Genomic DNA, 1724 nt, shown 5'->3' with positions numbered 1-1724 from the left:
TTGCTCAAGCGCAAATCATCAGGGCGATAGCGTAACAAAGCTAATAAACGCCGAATGTAGAGCTGCTGTCAGATCTTCTTGTTGTAAGAGATGCTATTGCTTGACAAAGGGGAGTCCATGTAGCCTTACTAAGCGGCGAAAAATAGTTGGCTAAAATGTACGAGGAACGAGTGCTAGCCAACTGTTTAGCGTCCGTTTGAGTAACTTGTTAGGGCTTCCTTGAATGCCGAAACCGCACTTAAGCCTGACTGAATATGCCATTTTTGTGCTGAGCCGTAAAGTACGCCCACAAAACCAAGCTTAACTTCACCGCCCCCGCACCAATTTATAGTCACCTCCATAAGTTTTTTATCTGAACCTTTTAAAGTTTCATATACCACTAAAGAAACAATTTTATCAAATCTATCTGTAACCAGGGTGTCACGGATTACATCGGTGCTATATGGAGCATTAATCAAAGTTGGCGCTGAAATCCCAACGACACGAACCACATAAATTGAATTGGACTTTTCAGCCCAACTTGATTCGGATAATTGTAATTCACGACAAGCGAAAGAATCGTATGAAAAAAACAATAATAGTAAGACACCAACTCTACGCATGGACAGCCCTAACGCCCCATTAAGAGGCTTTTAATTGTTGGCTAAAATGTGAAGCGAAGCGGAACCTAGCCAACTGTTAAAAGTCCTGCTTGAATGGCTTGTTAGCCGTTTGTTTCCAAAAGCACCTAGTCGTTGTTTATGGAATAAGAAACTGATTGGATTTTCCATCCTTTGATTGTTTGTACTAGTTGCCAGCTTCCTGAACCCCAGATTTCTTCCTTATCATCGCTATAGAAAATGTAGTCAAAATAAAAGGCGGCAATATTACCGTCGGTGTATATTTTTATATTACTAAATTCTTCTCTTGGCTCTGCATCGACAGAGATAATTTGATCAATAAACTCTTTCGGTGAGGTTGTAAATTCTCTTGTTACTGAAAAGTTTTTATTATCGTCTTTATTTATTTTTTCAATTAAAGCTGTTCGTTTCACCATAATTTTTTCTGAAAAAACACCAACCCAAGAAACTCCTTTTTCAAGAAATAAGCCTAAAAATAACTCTCTATCCTTGTTTTGAATAGACTCTTCAAATACCTTTATTACAGCTCTGATTTTTTGCTCTTCCGAAGCCTCTGCTGAGCAATAATTAATACTGAACACAAAAATAAAAATGGCAAAGATATATTTCATAAAATTTTCCTTAATAATAATTTAATACACATACTTCATTAGAATATGGTTGACGGCTAACGCTTTGCTAAGCGGAAAATAATGGTTGGCTATAATCGCGAAGCGATGGCCAACTGTTATTTTTCCGTTTGAGCAACTTGTTATATGCAGAGAACGTTGAATCAAACTCTGCACGAATTTAAGTTACCCATAAAATAAAAAATAGCCGTGAATTTTTACGCTACTCACAGCTGCCTGAACAAACTAATAGCGTTGCCACCTTTGAAAAAGGTAAAAGAAGCAATGCTTATTAGTGCTGCACTAAACCGAGTTTAGCGTAAAACACTTAGCTAAAAATGTCTTGCCCTAAAACGTATTTATTAAGAGCATATAACGCTTTGCTAAGCGGCTAAGTACAATTTGCTAAAATGCGCGGAGCGCGAGCAAACTGTACGTGTCCGTTTGAGCAACTTGTTATGTGAATTATTTACCATACCTGCGAATAACAGATACC

2 protein-coding genes are annotated in these 1724 nt (G+C 37.7%); both read right to left on the bottom strand.

Annotation, left to right across the window (positions count from 1 at the left end; translation table 11 throughout):
- Positions 1 to 185: 185 nt before the first annotated feature.
- On the bottom strand, positions 186 to 602 hold the full coding sequence (locus H4J52_RS02990) for a hypothetical protein (protein WP_182224199.1): 417 nt from the start codon (positions 600 to 602) through the stop codon (positions 186 to 188).
- Between the two features lie 125 nt (positions 603 to 727).
- Positions 728 to 1231 carry a hypothetical protein gene (locus H4J52_RS02985; RefSeq protein ID WP_182224198.1) on the bottom strand — a complete coding sequence of 168 codons (504 nt, stop codon included), beginning with the start codon at positions 1229 to 1231 and terminating at the stop codon, positions 728 to 730.
- Between the last annotated feature and the right edge of the window lie 493 nt (positions 1232 to 1724).

Source organism: Colwellia sp. MB02u-14, from assembly GCF_014076915.1.
Lineage (GTDB): Bacteria > Pseudomonadota > Gammaproteobacteria > Enterobacterales > Alteromonadaceae > Colwellia_A.
Note: the sequence above shows the minus strand (reverse complement) of the source record. Positions and strands in the feature narration are given on the sequence as shown.